The organism is Mycobacterium sp. (assembly GCF_040509115.1).
Taxonomy (GTDB): domain Bacteria; phylum Actinomycetota; class Actinomycetes; order Mycobacteriales; family Mycobacteriaceae; genus Mycobacterium.
In genome coordinates, this window is the sequence record NZ_JBEVLO010000405.1 from 12119 (window position 1) to 30892 (window position 18774).

Here is an 18774-nt window from a genome sequence, read left to right on the forward strand (position 1 = left end):
GCCTAGAATTCAACCGATCGGCGGTGGCGGCCGGCGAGGGCCGGCCCGGCCAGCATGGGGGGCAAACCGGCCAGGAGGTGGGGTAGCGGTGGATTCTTCGATCGCCCCGCGGCTCGATGAAGCCGTGATTCCGCCCACCGTCCTGGCTGGCGTCGTCGAAATCGGTCAGCGACAGGGCCTTCCGGTCGGCCCATGGTGCGACGGGACGGGGGTGACTCCGGCACAGCTCGTCTCGTCCGACACGGTCAATGTGTCATTTCGTCAGGCTGCCGCGATCCTGCGGCGTGCCGTACGCGCCATGCCCGGGCGCCCGCTGGGCATGCAGGTCGGCGGTCGAGACGTGTTGCTCACCTTCGGGATCCTCGGAACGGCCATTCAGTCGTGTGCGACCCTCGCGGACGCCATCACCGTCGGCATCGAGTTGCATCAGGCCGCAGGCAGTCTGCTGGACATCGAAGCCCAGGTCGTCGGGGCCAACCTGGTGATGGAACTGCACGAGCGCGCACCCGAGCCTGAGCTCGTCGCGTTCCTGTGCGAGGAAGCCTTCTGCAGCACCCTGGTGCTGATCCGCTCGGCATTCGGCACCGACGTATCCCCCAAGTACGTCGAGCTGGCCTACCCCGCGCCAAGCTACGCACGGGAGTACCGGCACTTCTTCCGCTGCCCCGTGCATACCGGCGCGGCGGCCAATCGCATGGTCTTCAGCTCATCGGTGCTGGCGGAAACCTCCCCGACCCACAACGAGCTCACGCGCTCCGTTGCCGTCGAGGCGTGTCGGCGCCTCCTCGACCTGGGAGGCCGACGCCCCGACGTCACCGTCGCGATCGAAGCACTGTTGAGCCAGAGTCTGCGTCGCCCACTGACAATGGCCGACGCCGCGCAGCACCTACATGTCTCCGAGCGCACGCTGCGTCGCCAACTAGCCGACGCCGGAGAACGTTTCAGCACGGTACGGGACCGGGTGCGGGAACGCCGTGCAACGTTTCTCCTGCTCGAATCGGCAATGACGGTCGACGCCATCGCCCATGAGGTCGGCTTCAGTGACGCCAGGGAACTCCGGCGCGCCTACATCCGCTGGACGGGCCATCCCCCGACCCACCATCGCCGCCAGCGTCGCTAGCACCGGTTCTCCCGGATCTCATACCTGGCCGGTCCTGGGCGACACGGTTGCCTCCCCGGCGCGCTGCGTGGCGACGAGTTCCGCGTGTTTGCCTGCGCTACGCCGTGCCGGTCGCGCCTCGACCTCGCCCATTAAGCACGAGACCTATTGCTTATATCGTGGGACTGTGCTCATAATATGAGCGAGCCGTAGCTCACACCGCCTCTCTCTTGTGATGTGACCCACGGACAAGCCGGAGTCATTCATAGGAGAAGAGAAGGAGTGCACCCATGTCGGATACCGCAGTAGTCGTCAACACCGCGGTCGCGATCCTCGCCGTGGTGGTGATGATCGTCAGATTCAAACTGAACCCAGTGGTTTCACTCGTGGTCGGGTCGGCCTACCTCGGCTTGGCCGTCGGCTTGGGTATCGAGGAGACCATCAAGGCCATCACCGGTGGCTTTGGCGAGATCATGGCCGACGTCGGCCTGCTCATCGCCTTCGGGGTGCTGATGGGGGCAATCCTGCAGCAGACCGGGGCGTTCCAACGGCTCGTCGAACTGCTCCTTCGCCTGTTCGGCCCGAAACGCATGCCCTACGCACTGTCACTGACCATCGCCACCGCGCTGCAATCGATCTTCCTCGACGTGCTGCTGGTGATGAGCGCCCCGCTGGCCCGCAACCTGGCCAAGCGGATCGGCAAGAACGGGCTACCACGGATCGCGACGGCGATGGCCATCTCCCTGGAGTGCGGCATCGTCATGATGGTGCCCGGTGTGGCCTCGCTCGCGCTGGCCGGTCTGCTCGAAGTGCCGCTGGGCAAGATGCTGCTGTTCGGCTTCTGCCTCATCGTCCCCACCGTGATGATCTCGGTGTTCATCATGTCGTTCCTGTTCAACCACGGCTGGTGGGACGCCGACCGCGACGAATCGCCCTTCCTCGGCGACGAACCCGACGACGATGCCCCGGTTCGGCAGCCCGCCGAGAGCACCGAGGGCGCCACCGCCTCAGCGGCCGGGAGCGGCAGCGTTGCGGTGAAGGCTCCGGCCCCGACTCGGGCACACACCTCGCTTCTGTTGCTGTTCGCGCCAATGCTCACGGCGCTGTTGTTCATCGCTACCGGGGCGATCCTCGATGCCGCCGACATCCACAACCCGATCGTTACCTTCCTGTCCTCGCCGGTGATCGCATTGTTGATCGGCCTCATCGGGACCTCCTTCGTCGGGCGTTACGCCATCGGCGCAGATGCGATCCACAAGGCCTTCGCCACCGGATTCAAAGAGAGCGGCCAGATCCTCATCCTGACCGGCGTAGGCGGTTCACTGGCCGCCACCATCAAAGCCGCCGGCCTCGGGGACATCCTCGGCCAGTACTTCACTGCCAACACCGCCGCTCCACTGCTGGTGGTCTGGGTGATCGCCGCGGCCCTACACATCGCAGTCGGATCGGTCACCATCTCCGCCATCACCTCGGCAGGCATCCTGGCACCCGTCGTTCCCATCATCGGCCTCGATCCGGTGCTCGTGGCGCTTGCCGCCGGTGCGGGCTCGCTGTTCGCGGTGCACGTCACCAGCAACACCTTCTGGTTGCTGCAGTCGCTGTTGGGTCAGTCCACCCGCGGGGCGCTCAAGACCGTCACCGTCGGGGTATCGGTCGCCTCCGTGGTCGCGATCCTGCTCATCCTGCCCGCCAGCCTATTGTTCTGACGCGCGACACAATCAAGGGAATCACCATGACTGACAACGATATTCGTCCTCTCGACGGCGTCCGCGTGCTCGAACTGGGTAACTACATTGCCGCCCCGACCGCGGGGCGCATGCTCGCCGACTTCGGCGCGGAAGTCATCAAGGTCGAGCGCCCCGTCACGGGCGACGAACTGCGCAATTGGCGGTTGTACTCCGGGGACACGTCCATGCTGTACCGCACGATCAACCGCAACAAGAAGTCCATCGTGCTCGACCTCAAGACCGAACGGGGCCGCGATGTCGTGCTCGACCTCGTGCGCCACTGTGACGTCCTGCTGGAGAACTTCCGTCCCGGGACTCTGGAGAAGTGGGGTCTCAGTCCAGCGGTTCTCGACGAGGCCAACCCGAATCTGGTGATCACCCGCATCTCGGCGTTCGGCCAGACCGGCCCGATGTCGCAGCGACCCGGATTCGCCGCCGTCGCAGAGGCGTTCGGCGGCCTGCGAGAACTGGTCGGTGATCCCGACCGGGCGCCGGTACGCACCGGGGTGTCGATCGGCGACTCGATCGCCGGCATCTATGCCGCCTTCGGCACGGTTATGGCGCTGTTCCAACGGGAACGCATGACCGTGCCGCTTGAACAGCGCATCATCGACGTCGCACTCAACGAATCGATCCTGGCGGTGATGGAATCGTTGGTCCCGGACTACCTCGCCTACGGAGTCAAGCGCGAACGCGTCGGCGGGCGGATGGAAGGCATCGCCCCAAGTAATGCCTACCCGTGCAACGACGGCAACAGCATCATCGTGGCAGGCAACGGCGACGCCATCTACCAGCGTTACATGTCCACCATCGGACGGCCCGACCTGGCCGTCGATCCGGGTCTGCAAACCAATGCCGGTCGCTGGGCGCGCCGCGAGGAACTCGACGACGCGATCGGACAATGGTCAAGCCGACTCGGTCGCGACGAAGCATTGAAGATCCTCGACGAAGCCGGCGTTCCCTCCGGGCCCATCTACACCGCGGCCGACATCTGCGACGACGAACAATACGAGGCGCGCAACATGATTCAGCACTTCGACGTCGACACCGGCGACACCGAGCCGAAGAACGTCGGCTTCACCGGCATCGTTCCCGTCATCGGCGGCAAGTCGCTTCCGATCCGCAGCGTGGGACCGGACCTCGGAGCACACACCCACGAGGTGCTCTCGGACCTGCTCCACCTCACCGACGACCAGATCGGAGCGCTCGCATGATGACCACCGAGCCCCGCCCCTACACACCTCAAGCCGAGTTGCGCGACGTCACGCTGCGCGACGGTCTCCAGCTGACCTCCAAGATGATGTCCACCGAGCTCAAGGTCGACGTCATCCGACAACTCCTGGCACTGGGGATGCCGACCATGGAGATTGGATCGATGGCTCGACCCGATCTGGTCCCGCCACTGGCCGACACCCTCGACGTCATCGCCGCACTCACACCTGACGAGCTGGACAAGTGCTGGGTGTGGGTGGCCACGCCGCGACACGTCGAGAAGGCCGCCGCAGCCGGAGCGCGACGCTTCCAGTACTGCCTGTCGGCTTCCAACTCGCACAACAAGGCGAACATCGGTCGCGACACCGAGACCAGCGTGGCGGCGATGCCCGACGCCATTCGGATCGCCCACGAAGTGGGGGGCTCCATCCAACTGTGCTTCGCCACCGCCTTCACCTGTCCCTTCGAGGGGATGACGGACCCTCAGCGGGTTCTGGCGATCGCCGCAGACCCCCGCACCGACGGTGCCGAGCACATCGTGGTCTGCGACACCATCGGCCAGGCGATTCCCACCCAGGTCGCCGACCTCATCCGTGCGCTACGGGTGGCACAACCGCAGCAGCGCTTGGTCTTTCACGGTCATGACACCTGGGGCCTTGGGGTCGCGAACACCCTCGCCGCGATCGACGCGGGCGCCACCATGGTCGACGGCTCCCTCGGCGGTCTCGGTGGCTGCCCCTTCGCACCCGGCGCCAGCGGCAACACCGCGACCGAAGATCTGCTCTTCGCGCTGCGCCCCGACTGGATCACCCCCAAAACACTGACTGCGGTCGTGGAGCTCTCCGAACGCATCCTCGCCGAGATCGGTGAGCTCAACCGGTCCAAGACCGCCCAAGGTGCACGCTCGTCAGCGACGGCGTTCCCGTGGGTCATCGGAGACCCCGAGAAAGTAGGACAATGCCGTGGCGCATGATCCCGCATTCCTCGTCACCTACCCGATTCCCGAAGTCGGGATGGCGATGCTGCGCGCAGCTGGACGGGTCCACGTGCCCGCCAACCCACCGTCACCGGCGGAGCTCCGGGCTAGTTGTGGCTCCGGCGAATTCGACGTCGTCGTGGCCCAGCTCGGCGACCGTTTCGACGCCACCCTGCTGGCCGAAGCCAAGATAGCCGGAATCTCCAATTACGCGGTCGGGTACGACAACGTCGACGTGGCCGCGGCCACCGCACACAACGTCGTGGTCGGCAACACGCCCGGCGTCCTCACTGACGCCACTGCCGACCTGGCGATGCTGCTCATTCTCGCCGCCGCCCGCAGAGCCATCGAGGCGGACCACTTCGTCCGATCCGGGAGATGGACCGGATGGAAGCCCGAACTGCTTCTTGGACATGACGTCTCGGGCGCAACCCTGGGACTGGCTGGCTTCGGTCGCATCGCCAGGGCCACCGCCAGGCGCGCTGCCGCGTTCGGCATGGACGTCGCGTTCTGCTCTCACCCACCGGCCGGACGCACCCTCTCCGAGGACGAGATCTCGGCCCTGCCCTTTCCGGCGCGACAGGTCGGCTGGTCCGAGCTCGTCGAGACCAGCGATTTCCTGTCCGTGCACGTGCCGCTCGCCGACTCCACCCGCCACCTCATCGACGGTCCTACGCTCGCGGCGATGAAATCGACGGCGATACTGATCAATACGGCGCGCGGGCCGGTGATCGACGAAGCCGCCCTGGTGAGGGCGCTACGCGACGATACGATCGCCGCGGCAGGACTCGACGTGTACGAGAACGAGCCGCAACTGGCACCCGGCCTGACCGAACTGCCGAACGTCGTGCTGCTGCCCCACCTCGGCAGCGCGACGGTACAGGTCAGAAATCGAATGGCCGACCTGTGCGCCGCCAACGCCATCGCGATCGGATCGGGACACCTCCCCCCGCACTGCGTCAACCCGGACGCCTGGAAACGTGAGTCCTCATCGTCCCCGACAGCTTCAACGCCACCTACAGCGCAGGGCACGTAATGGCTAACCGCGCAGACCGGTGAGCTTGATACCTGCGTGGGTCTTATAGCGGCGGTTCACTCCGATGATCATCGGAGTCAACTGCTCGCACACTCTGCTGAGGTCGAGCGAGCCTGCGTCGATGGGACGAAGCCCGTGGATGCGCCCGATCAGGCGCATCGCCGTCTGTAGAGACGGTCGGTGATCGCCGAAGACGAGGACGTCTTCGTCGACTAGGTGATCGGGATCGTCGAGCATCGCCGCACTCACGGTGTGCAGGGCAGACACCACGTGGACACCCTCGGGGAGTAGCTCTTGCGCCTGCTGCGCTGCGGACCCGGCGAACGGAGTTACCGGCCGTAACCCGCGCCTACTCGAGGCGGTCATCGGGACCGTGGCGTCGATGAGAACGTGCCCCGGTTGCAGCAGGTCCGCGAGGGTACGGACGACATGCAGATGCGCGGAGAACGGCACGGTGAGGACGACTGTGGAGCAGCGGCGGACCGCTTCCGCGTAGTCGGCTCCGTGTGCTCCGGGCAGGGACGCCGCGGCCATCTCTGCCAATTCCTTGCTGCGCGAGCCGATGTGGACGGTCAGTCCTTCGATGGCCCACCGGCGGGCCAGTGCTCTACCCAGCGCGCCCGTTCCCCCGATCACGGCGACGGAGTCTGATGTGCGCGATGAGTCCGCTGCCATGGGGTCATCGCTAGGGGGCTTGGTCACGGTGAGCCTTTCTCGACGTGGTCAGGCACGAAGGTGGTGGGAATATCGGTGTGACGGGGTTCTATTCGCTTAACGGTGGTGTTCCCAGGTCACGTGATGGGCCGATCCACACGGTCTTGGCATTGGTGAATTCGCGGAGTCCGAACTCACCCAGTTCGCGGCCATAGCCGCTGCGCTTGATGCCGCCGAAGGGGACTCGGGGGTCAGATGCCACGATGTCGTTGACGAACACCGCGCCGGCTTCGATGCGCGGGATCAGCGTGGCTGCACGGTCGATGTCGGAGGTCCACAAACTCGCGCCGAGGCCGAAATCCGTGGCGTTGGCGATGCCTAGTGCGTCGTCTACGGTGTCGGCGGGAATGACCGCGGCAACGGGCCCGAAGGTCTCCTCGGCACCAACGGCCATGTCGGCGCTCACGCTGTCGAGTACCGCCGGCGTGTAGAAGAAGCCGCGACCTTCAGGGACGGTTCCTCCGGTGACCACGCGGGCGCCGGCGGCCACACTGCGTTCGACTTGATCGAGCACCGATTCGCGGATGCTGTGCCGGGCCAAGGGGCCGACTTGGGTACGCTCGGCTAAGGGGTCGCCGACCCGGAGTTGAGCCACACCGGCAGCGAACGCTTCGGTGAAGTCCGCATACACCGACTTCTCCACGATGAACCGCTTGGCCGAGATGCAACTCTGCCCGCCATTGAGGTTGCGCGCGAAGACGGCTGCAGCGGCGGCCGTCGCGATGTCGGCATCGGCCAGCACGATGAACGGGTCGGAGCCACCGAGTTCCAGCACCTGTCGTTTGAGGTACCGCCCGGCTGTCGCGGCGACCTTCTCACCGACTTCAGTGGATCCGGTCAGCGTCACGGCGGCAATCCTGGTGTCTGCGATCAGGTTCGACACTTCATCGGGGCCGACTAGGAGCGTGGTGAAGAGGCCTGGAGGACACACTTCGTCGATGACGGCGGCGATGGCCAATGCGCACTGCGGAACGTTGGACGCGTGTTTGAGCACGATGCCGTTGCCGGACAGCAGGGTTGCCGGAGCGAAGCGAAAGACCTGCCATAGCGGGAAATTCCATGGCATGACGGCCAGTACGATGCCGAGTGGCTCGAAGGTCACGAATGATTCACGCGCCGACGTTTGGGCGTACTGATCCGACAGGAGTTTCGGGCCCTCCTCTGCGTAGTGGTCGCAGCACCAGGCGCTCTTGTCGACTTCGGCCAGCGCTTCGGCCAGCGGCTTTCCCATTTCGGTGGTGATATGGCGCGCAAGCTGCTCACGGTCGCGGCGCAGTATTGCGGCGATGTCCGAGAGTCGTTGTGCGCGTTCGTCAAGTGGAGTCGCCTTCCAGGCACGGGCGGCGGCAGCGGCACGGTCCAGCGCGTGATCGATCTCAGCGGGGTTCGCGGGATCGAAGGTGGCATTCACTTCTTCGGTGCTGGGGTTGATGGAAACGATCGGTGCGGATGACACTCGGTACTCCTTCGGTTGGATGAGAGGTGGCGTTCTCGACGAGTCAACTGACTGATCGGCGCGCCACCTGACGAAGTTCGGGGCCGGCCCAGAGGTCGTCGTCGGCGGCTACCGTCGCGTGGAGCTCTTCGGAATCCAATGCGGCCGTGACGGCGTTGGCGGCGCGCTCGTACCACTGCGCAACCTCGGGCGGGTAGTCGGCGTAGCTGCCGTTCTCCCGAAGAATGGGGCCTTCGACGGTCGGGATGTCGGTCATACCATCGAATTGCCGTGTGTAGGGTTTGCCCATCCGGTCGGCGGTCGGCGCGTCAATCGTTGCGTCCAATTTAATCCACCGGCCATTGAGGTACGCCTCGCCCAGCGAGTGCCACGGGAGGGGCCGGCCGACGCGTCCCCCCCACAGGGCGCGAACCTCCGGTGACAGAAACTCCTTCTCGGGCGAATCGAGGGTCTGGAAGGCGATCCGTGCGGGGACTCCGACCGCTCGCGACAAGGCCACGAATGAACTGGCCTTGCCCATGCAGAAGGCGACCCCGTGGGCGATGACGTCGCTTGCTGCCGATTTTCCTTCGGCGAGATAGCGGAATGACTCGAGGATGTCGTACGGCATGTCTCGGACGTAGTAGTAGATCTGCTCGACACGTTCGACGTCGGTCTGTGAGCCTTCGGTCAGTTCGGCCGCCTTCGACTGCACGAGGGGGTGATTGGCGTCGAGGTACTCGGTGGACTCCAGGAACACCTGAGCGTTCTCAAGTGACCTGTTTTTGGCATGCGTCATGTACGGCTGCTTTCTGTGGAAGGGATCTTGCGATCGAACTCGGCGAAGAGCTCAGCGAACGCTGATGGGCGTCTTCATCTGCGGAATGATGGATTCGCCTACGGCGGCGAGGTGTTCGGAGCGCGCTACGTGTGGAATGGTGAACAGGAAGTGGTCGATTCCGGATCGCCGGTATTCGTTGATGCGATCGATGCATTGGTCAATCGGGCCGACGATCAGTCCCGTCTCGGGGATCGACGCGAACTCGGCGCGGATCTGCGCCTCCTGTGCGGCGGACTCGGTCGGTGCCAGCAGAGCGGTCAGCGATAGACGCAGCGTCTTGGGTTCCCGCCCGACGGATTCACACGCTCGATTGAGGAACTCTCTGCGCGACAGCACCTTTTCGGGAGACCACCATCGGATGTTGAGTCCTTGAGCTGAGCGCGCTGCTATCCGCTGGACCCGGTCACCTTCGCCGCCCACCCACAGTGGGGGATGCGGCCTTTGCAGGGGCGGCGGGTCGCAGACCGCGCCATCCAAGGTGTAGAAGCGGCCTGAGTACGTCGGATTCGACTGTGTCCATACAGCCTTGAGGACATCGAGCGATTCCTGCAGAGCTGAGACTCGGTCACCGACCGAGGGAAACGGGATTCCGTATGCACTGAACTCCTGCTGGAACCATCCCGCACCGATACCAAGATCGAGGCGACCGTCCGAGATGACGTCCAGCGTCGCAGCCATTTTCGCCAACACCGACGGGTAGCGGTAGGAGTTGCACAAGACGCTGGTACCCAGCCGCAAGGTGGTTGTGTCGCGGGCCAGCGCGGACAGCGCGGTCCATCCTTCAAGCAGGGGCATGGAGCGGCGCCGATCGTCGCCGCTGCGAGCTCCGTTGCCGTCGATGCCGGCATCCTTCACATAGTCATCGGGACTGAGGGTGAGGAAGTGATCACACGTCCAGATCGAATCGAACCGATAGCGCTCCGCGAGTTGAGCGACGCGAACCATCTCGCGATAGTCGCCCACGGCCAAGCCGTTGATGGTCAGGGCCAAGATCAATCCGAAGTGGGGATCCGCGGATTCGCTGTGTTGTTGGTCGTTCACGTTCGTGATCACCTTTCAGTCACGCCGATATCGGGCCCGGAGTTCGCGCGCGACAACGTCATCGAGAAGCCGTATCTCTCCGGCCGGTGGTGGAAGACGACGAACTCCAGTGGGTCTTCGCCGACGCTGTAGGTGGTGCGCTCCAGGACGAGCACCGGGGCACCCTCAGATAGCCCGAGTGCCTCGGCCACGTCGGTTGATGCTCCGCCGGCATGTATCTCGTGCGTGGCGTTTCCGATGCGCACACCGAGGCGCCGCTCCCACATCGTGTACGTCGTTTCGGTGGCCGAATCGCTGGCGAGCAACGGCGCCACGGCGTCGCCCAGATCGGGGGGTAGGTAGATCGTGACGAGGGCGAGCGGTTGGTCGTTGTCGCGATAGCGTCGTCGGATTCGAAGGACTTCGGATCGGCCCAGAGCGGCTTGCACTCGGGGCGGCGCCGCGACGTTCTCGTGGTCGAGCACGTCGACCTGGGGTGTCAGGCCAGATTCGAGGAGCACTTCGGTGATCGTGCGAACCCCCGCGGCCAACTCCTGGTTCACGGGCTCCGACACGAATGTGCCCAAACCCTGACGGCGGATCAGCCATCCCTCCTTCTCGAGCACCCCTACCGCTGCTCGGACGGTCACTCTGCTCAGGCCTGAGCGGTCAATGAGCTCACGCTCCGAGGGCAGACGGCTACCCGGCGGCAGGCGCTGCTCGAGAATCAGCGCCTTCAAGCGCTCGGCGAGTTGGATGCTGGCTGGCACGCTTCCTCGGTGAATGCGCAGGTCGGCAGCATCGAGATCGAGTTCCACCTCATCGTGTGTAGACGCCATAAGACGTATTAGACCGTGTCGTCCCCTCCCTCCCTGTGCCATTGGGCTGTGTCGAGGCGTCGACCTGCACCTCCCCCTCCACCGAACGGGCGAGGACTTGACGTTCGTCATAAGACGTATTAAAACGTCTAGTGACATCTCAGTCAAGTGATACCAGTCACTATCGAAAGGCCAGGCAAAGCAATGTCACAACCCGTCGTCGTCATCGCGAGGTTCTCCGCCCACCCCGACAGAACGGCTGCGCTGCGGGAGCTGCTTGAAGGCATGGTCGGTCCGACGCGTGCGGAGCCAGGGTGCGATCGATACGACCTCTACGAGGTCACCGACGGTGGGGCGCTGATTCTTGTGGAGCGCTACCAGGATCAGCAAGCGTTGCAACATCATCGCTCCACCGACCACTACATCAACTACCGTGCACACCTCGACGACTTACTGTCGAGCCCGATCTCGGTGAGCGTCCTCAACCCGCTCGACGAAGCGTGAACGACCATCACGGCGAGCCGAAGTCCGGCCTCGTCCGCATCGACACCACCCTAGGAACGGCTCCGATGACGCGCACTGATCCGGATACCGCGGGGGGCGGCACCACGGCGTCGACGACAGGGCGATCCGGCCTACGCGGAATCGACCCGAAGGCACGGCGCGCGTTGCTGGCGTCCTGGCTCGGTTGGACATTCGACGGGTTTGAAACCTACGCCCTCATCCTCATCGGGCATGTCGCGATTAGCGACATCGGTTCGGACAGTCAGGTGCAGAACCTGCCGACCTATGTCTCCGCTCTGGTCGCGGCCACTCTGGTTGGGTGGGCCATCGGCGGAGTCGCGTCCGGTTTCCTCGCGGACCGCTTCGGGCGGCGGCGAATCCTCATGGTGTCGATTCTCTGGTACGCGGTGTTCACCGGATTGACCGCTCTCGCACCGAACTACTGGTGGCTCCTGGTCTTGCGTCTGATCACAGGCGCGGGCCTGGGAGCCGAATGGGGTGCGGGGACTTCGTTGATCGGCGAACTGTGGAAGCCGCGATCTCGTGGTCGGGCCGCGGCCATCCTGCAATCGGGATTCGGCGTCGGCGCATTGCTCGCCGCGTCGGTGTGGTACTTCCTCGAGCCGCTGGGTGAGAGCGCCTGGCGCTATCTGTTCGTCGTCGGCGCCCTGCCCGCCGCCATCGTGGTGTACGTACGACGCTCGGTCGACGACTCATCGATGTGGAAGGAATCCCAAAGGCTGCGGGAGGCCGCGAAAGACGTTGCAGCGCAGGGCCAAAAACTCACCGAGGGGCAAGCGAAGCTCGTTCGATCGCCCTTCGCTGCCGTCTTCAGCGATCCACCGCTGCGTCGACGCGGGCTGGTGTTGTTCGTGCTGTGCGTCAATTCCGTGATTGGACTGTACGCGGTCTCGAGTTGGGTCCCGGCATTCGTCGGTCAACTGGCCCGCGGAGCCGACATGGATGCCGGACATTGGGCATCGACAGCCAGCCTGACCTTCAACGGTGCGTCGATCGCCGGCTACATCGTGCTCGGTGTGCTCGCCGACCTCATCGGCCGAAAACCAACGATGCTCCTCTACTACCTCGGTTCTCTCATCGTCGTACCGGTGCTGTTCCTCGGAACCGACTCGCCCGCAGCGTCTATCGCGGCCACTGCCGCCGCGGGGTTCTTCATTCTCGGACAGTTCGCCTGGATGCCGATCTACATGCCGGAACTGTTTCCGACGTTTGGGCGCGCCACCGCCACATCGGCGATCTTCAACGCGGCTCGCTTGGCTGGGGCCGCCGTCACATTGCTGACGGGCTTCCTCATCACGGCACTTGGCAGCATCGGTACGGCGGCCACCGTCGTTGGCGTCACCGTGTATGCAGTCGCGCTCACCGTGGTCTGGGCCGCCGGACCCGAAACTCGCGGCACTTCCCTGCCGCGATAGCGATCTGTCAAGCCGCAGTGTCCGAGGGCGTTCGCGATCACCTTCAACGCCCGAGTCCCCCCGACCGGCAACTAGTAACTGCCAAGGTCGGATCCACCATTAAACGGACGGTCCCGTGCCGTAGAGCGTCTTGACGTTGTCGTGCAGTTTTTGGACTAGCGGAGGCACCTCATAGGTTCCCGTCATCACCTCGATGTAGGCGGCGCGGGTTCCGTCGGCGGCGGTGGCGAGTGCGGTGTCGAGTTCGGCGCACGTACTTACCCGCGGGGTGAACCAGTCGTCGCATCCCAGCGCGTGCGGAAGTTCGGTGTAGTTCCACGGTGCGACATCGTTGTAGGCGATGGTGGGGTCGGTGCACAGCATCCGCTCGATGAGATAGCCGGAGTTGTTGAGCACGAATATGATTGGCTTCAAGCCAAGTCGGTGGAACTGGCCGATTTCTTGGGCCGTCATTTGGTGGGAGCCCTCCCCGGTGAATAAGACGAGCCGCCGGTTCGGCGCAGCAACGGCCGCTCCCAGTGCCGCCGGGGTGGCCCATCCGATGGCGCCCCACAGGGTCTGGTTGTGGAACCTTGCACCCCGTGGGAGCTGCGCGAACGCCAAACCCATCGAGCAGGTGCCGGTTTCGGCGATGATGATGTCGTCGGGCTGCAAGAAGCCGGCCCACCGCGGGTACAGCGATTCCGCAGTAATCGGATCGGCACCGGACCCGGATATCGGACCCAGTTGCTCTGGGCGGGGACCACCACGGTGGTGCGTGCTCCACGATCGCCCGGCGAGTGCGTGGAGAAGGTCGGCCATCTCGACGCCCTGGTGGACGGTCGACCCGACACGTGTGTGGTGAAGGCCGACGTCGATGATGCGGTCGGGGTCGAGGTGCGCAGTGAAGGCGCCGGTGTTGAGGTCCGTCGCCATCGTGCCGATCGCGACGACGGCGTCGCACGTTTCGACGAACTCCCGGACTGCAGGGTCCATGAGGTTGCCGTCGTACATGCCGATGTAGTTGGGGTGTTGCTCTTCGAGGACGGATTTGTCGGCGAACATTGTGGCGAACGGAAGTTTCGCCGCCTCGATGAACTGCTGAGTCGTGTCGCGCAGACCCACCCTGTCTAGCAGGATTCCGGGCAGGACGCACGCCGTCGAGGCCGCCTCCAACGCACCGGCCACGGCGGCGGTCGCGGCTGCCAGTGCAGTCGAATCGCTGACTGGCTGAGGCAAGGGGTCTGATTGCGCGACGATTGGTTGGTTGACGACGTCGGAGGGCAGTGCCATGTACACGGGGCGTCGGTTGTAGAGGGCTTCGGCGATGAGCCGTTCGGTCTCGGCGACGGCGTTGGCCGGGGTGATGATGGCGCTGGCTCCGACAACGGTGTCGGCCATCGACCGGAACAAGTCGAATTCTCCGGTGCCGAGGGTGTGATGCACCAGTGATCGGTTGGCTTGGGTGGCCAGGGTGGGTATGCCGGTGAGGTGGAAGACCGGAAGGTTCTCGGCGTAGGAGCCGGCTATCGCGCTGATCGCGCTGAGTTCCCCTACCCCGTAGGTGGTGCTGAGTGCGCCCACACCTTGGATACGTGCATATCCGTCGGCTGCATAGCCGGCGTTGAGTTCGTTGCAGCAGCCGATCCAGTTGATGTCTGGATGCGCGACGATGGCGTCGTGTAGGGGGAAGGCGTAGTCGCCTGGGACTCCGAAGATGTCGTTGACACCAATGTCGTGAAGCCTGCCGAGGATGTACTCAATGACTGTGACGCTCATCTGTTTCTTCCTTCTCTCGTCAAACCGACGCGCGCCGGCCTTCAGGGGCTTCACTCATTCAATTTCTCCGTCTGTCAACCGAGCACCGCCCTGGCGCGGGCGCGCCGGATCCTCCGGGTTGGTGCTGTCACGATGGTCGAGTCATCGCGGTCAGAAGTGTGACCGTCCGTCTGGACGGAGTACTGGAATGTCATAGTCGCCTCCTCCCGGTCTGTGCGGGTAGCGATGAAAGCTGCTGTCACATAGCTGCGTCGGGAAACAGCAGGCGGTTGAGATGGTCGGCCGTCGCCGAAGGGCTGAGTCCGATATGCCTGCTGCCCATGGCGAGGTCGCGCCACGCCCTGGCGATCGGGTTCGGCCCGACGAGGGCGCTCGAGCCGCACAGATCGAGCATGGTGTCCAGCGCACGTCGACATTCCTGCATCGCGGTCACCAGTTGCATTCTTAGGTGCGCGATTTCGTTCTCCGACAGGGAATCACCGGTTCGAGTGGCGTCGAGCATGTCAGCGGCCCGTCGCACGCGCATTTCGGCGGTGTCCACCAGTTGGCTTGCCTCGACGAAAAGAGCACGCGCAGCTGGCGATTGACTTCGCGGTATGTGCTGGCTCATGGCCACTGGGCGCTCGGCGAACATCGACTGTGACACGTGATCGAGCGCTCCCTTCGTTGCCCCGACCAGTGGACTGGCCGAGTGCAGCACCGCCGGCAGCATGCGCGCGCCGGGCAGCGGCACATTGCCCGGGAACGGCGCGTTCATCATGAAGTCGTCTGCGACGAAGACCTGCTCGGCCACCAGGGTGTGACTTCCGGTGCCTCGCAGCCCGACGGCGTCGTCCCACGTTCGCTCGATCTGCGTCGACGCAGTCGGGATCATGGCCATACAGGGCACGTCGGACCGCTTGCCGTCGATCTCACCGACCGCGAGGATCGCCCAGCCGGCGTCCTGGCACCCTGACGCATAACCCCAGCGGCCGTCGATCAGGTAGCCGCCGTCGATGTTGACGCCGCGGCCTACGGGCCTCCCGTTGCCGCACACCTGCACGTTCTGATCGGCGTACACCACCTGTCGCACAGCGGGTGTCATCCAGTCCCATACGAAGGACTTCTGCATGGCGCTGATCGCCGCCACCCAGGCAGTCGATGTGCAGCCCGCACCTAGTTCGGTGAACAACCGCGCCATGGTGCGGTGATCGAGGCCGAGACCACCAAACTCCCTAGGAGTAGTCGCGGCGAATGCACCCACGGCTTCGGCGGCGGCCCGGCTCTCCGCGGTGGGTCGGCCCCGTTCTTCAGTCGCGGCCGCATGTTCGGCAAGGACCGCGCGAGCGGCACGAAGGCGGCGTTCGGTGTCGACGGCGGTAGCTTTGGGCGGCGCAGTGTCGGTATTCACCCTTCTCCCCTCGTGTTTCCTTGAGCAGGTGGTGTGCGCCGCGGACCTCTCACTGCACCGTGCGCGCGACAGCCGGCAAGACCAAACGTGGGACGTCTGCTGCGCAGCGGACGATGGCGACCGGCCTTCGGTCCGGTCACATCTGTTCCCATGAAGACAGCACCGCGGAGATGTGCACTGCCTTGTGCAGTTTACCGTCCATTGGACGAAATCGCTACCCGGACAGTTAAGCTCGTTCACTGTCGCACCGCCATCTCCGATCAATCCCGACGTACACTAGCCCGTCCGCCACCCACGCTGCGTCGCGGCGGGAGATCGCGGAGCGCCTCCCCTGTCACCGGACCGTCGATGGCGCTGCGGTCAGCCACCCGCAACCGTCTGTCGCAGGTGGAGTGCGTTCAACAGCCAGTGGGCGAGACCGCAGTGGGCACCTGGCTCAATGTTCGTCGGTGTCACCTAGTCGCTGCGCGACGAGCGCGAGGCGTTTGCCGCGCTCACCGGAGAGCCCGGTGACGGTCATGCCCACGGCGCGTCTGGGACAGAGAGCGGCCGCATGTCAGCCCTCCTTGGAGCTGACCGTCCCCGATCTCGTCGAGCTACGAGTCGCGATCGGGCAGCAGGTCTTTGCGGGTGCGGCTGGGGTACCAGTGGGCTGTGTCGACAGATGGTGCTCGGCTGGACGGCGCGCTCGGTCCGGCGCGGTATGAACCGCAGCTGGTCGCAGCCTCGCCCCGGTCCTGGCGGACGGTCGAGACGCCGGGCTCATCGACCGAGCCGCGCCCGTCGAGGTAACCGCCCGCGCGCTGAGTGACGTCGAGTAGATGCTGGGTGGCAGTTCATCTCACACGGTGCGACACCGAAGGGCCAACACGGCCTGTCGCGTCGCCTCCGTCAGCGGTTCCGGCAGGCTATCGAGGTCGAACCACCCCATCGCCGATAAAGCTTGCGGTTCGAGAACGGAGGGTGTGCCGTCATAGCGTTCGATGAGATAGACCGGAGCAACCCAGTGCTGGCCCGCCCGGCGATCGATCTGGTCGACGACGCATAGCAGGAGGGTCGGTTCGATGGAGATACCAAGTTCCTCGCGGATCTCGCGCGTCACCGCGGCCGCCACCGACTCAAACGGGTCGACCTTGCCTCCCGGGAGGCCCCAGCAACCTGCCTCCGGACTTCGCCTGCGGCGGACGAGCAGCAGGCTACCGTCTTGGACGATCGCTGCACCGCATCCGACGCGTGGGCCAGAGCCGTCAGCGTTCATCGCGACTAATCCACTTCGTCTCCCTGGGCACTTGATATTCAAGTAGTCCATTCAGTAGGTCGGCAGGTGACTTCGACGGGTGAAACACTTGTCGATGCACAGGCTTCAGGAAAGCCTCATCGACGACATGGTCGAGGAAGGCCAGCAATCCGTCGTAGATATGGAGAGTGTTGAGCAGCCCACACGGTTTTGTGTGGGCGCCGAGCTGAGTCCAGGTCCACACCTCGAAGAGCTCTTCGAGGGTGCCGATTCCTCCAGGTAAGGCCATGAAGGCGTCGGACAGTTCGGCCATCAACGACTTGCGCTCGTGCATGGAATCGACGATCCGCAAGTCCGGCAAACCGGTATGCGCGACTTCGCGTTCAGCAAGGGCCCGTGGGATCACCCCGATAACGTCGCCGCCAGCGGCCAAGACTGAAGCTGCCACTACTCCCATGAGTCCGACGGCGGCTCCCCCGTAAACCAGACCAATTTGACGCTCAGCCAGTAGTGCGCCCAGTTCCACTGCCGATGTGCGGTATTGATCGTGACGACCGAAATTCGAACCAGAGAAGACACATATCCGGATCATTCATGAATCCTTGCACAAGCTGCTCGGTCAGAGTTCCAGCGTCATCCGACGGAGCCGCGACGAAAGATGAGACAACAGCGGTGTTTAACCCGTCACCGTCCAGGTGGCGGTGTTCTCAGTTGCGTGGCGAGTCCGTGCCTGGGGCCAGCGATCGCCGCTTGACACTCAGCCTGAGCGGGCTTGTCACACCTCGAATGGCCGCAGATCTTCTCGGGGTGAGCATGACGCGTTCGTAACACCGGACGCTGGCCGGGCGCATAGTCTTCAATTCGCAAGCGAGGCCGTATCATTGACCACAATCGATATTCCGACTTGAATTAGCCGTGAGGGCAACGATTCTGGGTATGTCACAGTGCCGGTTCTTACTTGTGTCTGCGATCTCGAGCCGGCTGAGTGTCAGCGCACATTCGCATGGTCGCGTGCGTCGACGTCGAAGGAACACGGGTCGTCGGAGCTTCTGGCTGGCCCAGAACGCGCTGCCCGCGGACCGTGGCGGTGTCGCTCCTCCTGCGGGATGCAACCGCCTCGTTCGCCGTGATGGCCTGTTCGAGTGGTGCGGGCTCGGCGAGGATGGACGGGTCAGTGCCATGAAGGCGACGGTGCTGAACACATCCGCGATCGCCTGATCGCTCATCGTAGCCTGCACTACCTGATCCATGGCCCACCGCTGTGCCACGACGTCCTCGGGTACCTCGTTGCCCTGCAACGCATCCAGTTGAGCCTCGTCGGGACCCGCCGAGAGGGTCCACGCGGCGTCGGTCACAACCGCCTGCAGGTCGGAGAACCCCGTTCCCCCCCGACTGAGCTGCCGACGGCCGACCGATTGGCGTCGAGTGCCCGAGACGCCTCACCTGCTGCCCGAGTGGCCTCGACGGCGATCCGCGTCGACCGTTTGAAGCTAGGGGCGCAAATGCAAACACCACTTGTCGCCGTCCACGAAGCGACTGTACAGTGCAGTGCAGTCGATCGATCCAGCTTC

Annotated in this window: 16 protein-coding genes; 7 read left to right on the forward strand and 9 right to left on the reverse strand. The window is 64.5% G+C overall.

The annotated features are described in order from the left end of the window. The first annotated feature begins 88 nt into the window (after positions 1–88). The 5 genes from ABW137_RS28000 (at position 89) to ABW137_RS28020 (ending at position 6050) form a co-directional block, all read left to right on the forward strand. Complete coding sequence (locus ABW137_RS28000) at positions 89–1120, forward strand: helix-turn-helix domain-containing protein (RefSeq protein WP_526404849.1); 1032 nt, start codon at positions 89–91, stop codon at positions 1118–1120. A 269-nt stretch (positions 1121–1389) separates the two neighbouring features. After that, a complete protein-coding gene (locus tag ABW137_RS28005) occupies positions 1390–2805 on the forward strand; it encodes a GntP family permease (protein ID WP_526404851.1) in 1416 nt (471 codons plus the stop codon). 26 nt (positions 2806–2831) lie between these two features. Beyond that, positions 2832–4040: a CaiB/BaiF CoA transferase family protein gene (locus ABW137_RS28010; RefSeq protein WP_526404853.1), complete on the forward strand. Its 1209-nt coding sequence runs from the start codon at positions 2832–2834 to the stop codon at positions 4038–4040. After that, positions 4037–5011: a hydroxymethylglutaryl-CoA lyase gene (locus tag ABW137_RS28015; protein ID WP_526404855.1), complete on the forward strand. Its 975-nt coding sequence runs from the start codon at positions 4037–4039 to the stop codon at positions 5009–5011. The genes ABW137_RS28010 and ABW137_RS28015 overlap by 4 nt, the downstream gene beginning before the upstream one ends. Further along, positions 5001–6050 carry a 2-hydroxyacid dehydrogenase gene (locus ABW137_RS28020; RefSeq protein WP_526404856.1) on the forward strand — a complete coding sequence of 350 codons (1050 nt, stop codon included), beginning with the start codon at positions 5001–5003 and terminating at the stop codon, positions 6048–6050. The genes ABW137_RS28015 and ABW137_RS28020 overlap by 11 nt, the downstream gene beginning before the upstream one ends. A 3-nt stretch (positions 6051–6053) precedes the next feature. On the opposite strand, the gene npdG is transcribed toward ABW137_RS28020, so the two are convergent. From npdG to ABW137_RS28045, 5 genes are all read right to left on the reverse strand, one after another. Further along, positions 6054–6725 (reverse strand): NADPH-dependent F420 reductase, encoded by a 672-nt coding sequence (npdG, locus tag ABW137_RS28025; RefSeq protein WP_526404858.1) that lies wholly within the window; start codon positions 6723–6725, stop codon positions 6054–6056. A gap of 88 nt (positions 6726–6813) precedes the next feature. Then, positions 6814–8220, reverse strand: coding sequence for an NAD-dependent succinate-semialdehyde dehydrogenase (locus ABW137_RS28030; protein WP_526404860.1), 1407 nt, complete (start codon positions 8218–8220; stop codon positions 6814–6816). Positions 8221–8263: 43 nt separating this feature from the next. Further along, positions 8264–8998 (reverse strand): transglutaminase-like domain-containing protein, encoded by a 735-nt coding sequence (locus tag ABW137_RS28035; protein WP_526404862.1) that lies wholly within the window; start codon positions 8996–8998, stop codon positions 8264–8266. 51 nt (positions 8999–9049) lie between these two features. Next, entirely contained in the window at positions 9050–10081 is a 1032-nt protein-coding gene (locus ABW137_RS28040) for a TIGR03619 family F420-dependent LLM class oxidoreductase (protein ID WP_526404864.1), read from the reverse strand. 8 nt (positions 10082–10089) lie between these two features. Beyond that, positions 10090–10899: an Rv0792c family HTH-type transcriptional regulator gene (locus ABW137_RS28045; RefSeq protein ID WP_526404866.1), complete on the reverse strand. Its 810-nt coding sequence runs from the start codon at positions 10897–10899 to the stop codon at positions 10090–10092. Positions 10900–11082: 183 nt separating this feature from the next. On the opposite strand from ABW137_RS28045, the gene ABW137_RS28050 reads away from it, so the two are divergent. Both ABW137_RS28050 and ABW137_RS28055 read left to right on the forward strand, forming a co-directional pair. After that, on the forward strand, positions 11083–11382 hold the full coding sequence (locus tag ABW137_RS28050; protein ID WP_526404868.1) for a putative quinol monooxygenase: 300 nt from the start codon (positions 11083–11085) through the stop codon (positions 11380–11382). A 65-nt stretch (positions 11383–11447) separates the two neighbouring features. Beyond that, a complete protein-coding gene (locus ABW137_RS28055) occupies positions 11448–12818 on the forward strand; it encodes an MFS transporter (protein ID WP_526404870.1) in 1371 nt (456 codons plus the stop codon). Between the two features lie 99 nt (positions 12819–12917). On the opposite strand, the gene ABW137_RS28060 is transcribed toward ABW137_RS28055, so the two are convergent. From ABW137_RS28060 to ABW137_RS28075, 4 genes are all read right to left on the reverse strand, one after another. After that, entirely contained in the window at positions 12918–14576 is a 1659-nt protein-coding gene (locus ABW137_RS28060) for an alpha-keto acid decarboxylase family protein (protein ID WP_526404872.1), read from the reverse strand. Positions 14577–14814: 238 nt separating this feature from the next. Further along, positions 14815–15966, reverse strand: coding sequence for an acyl-CoA dehydrogenase family protein (locus tag ABW137_RS28065; RefSeq protein ID WP_526404874.1), 1152 nt, complete (start codon positions 15964–15966; stop codon positions 14815–14817). An 841-nt stretch (positions 15967–16807) separates the two neighbouring features. Then, entirely contained in the window at positions 16808–17275 is a 468-nt protein-coding gene (locus ABW137_RS28070) for an NUDIX hydrolase (RefSeq protein WP_526404876.1), read from the reverse strand. Continuing rightward, entirely contained in the window at positions 17214–17795 is a 582-nt protein-coding gene (locus ABW137_RS28075; RefSeq protein WP_526404878.1) for an LOG family protein, read from the reverse strand. The genes ABW137_RS28070 and ABW137_RS28075 overlap by 62 nt, the downstream gene beginning before the upstream one ends. Between the last annotated feature and the right edge of the window lie 979 nt (positions 17796–18774).